This window comes from Bacillus sp. SIMBA_008, from assembly GCF_046535495.1.
Classification (GTDB): Bacteria; Bacillota; Bacilli; order Bacillales; family Bacillaceae; genus Bacillus; species Bacillus subtilis.
Genome location: NZ_JAWRWL010001285.1, coordinates 1 through 235, shown reverse-complemented (window position 1 = coordinate 235; position 235 = coordinate 1). Strand labels below are relative to the sequence as shown.

1 pseudogene is annotated in these 235 nt (G+C 54.0%); it reads right to left on the bottom strand.

Going from position 1 to position 235, the window contains the following annotated elements:
* Positions 1–235, bottom strand: a pseudogene (locus SB658_RS27575) (ATP-dependent Clp protease ATP-binding subunit); the annotation flags it as partial.

The following is a 235-nucleotide window of genomic DNA, read 5'->3' as shown; positions in this document are numbered from 1 at the left end:
ACGCCGTGGTATTTCTCGTATTTATCTTTAATGCCTTCCAGAATGCTGATGGCTTGTTCTATTGTAGGCTCGTGAACCATGACAGGCTGGAAGCGTCTTTCAAGCGCCGCATCTTTTTCAATCTGGCGGTACTCTTTCAGCGTTGTCGCCCCGATGACCTGCAGCTCGCCTCTGGCAAGCGCCGGTTTCAGGATGTTCCCGGCATCCATTGATCCCTCGGCAGAGCCGGCGCCTA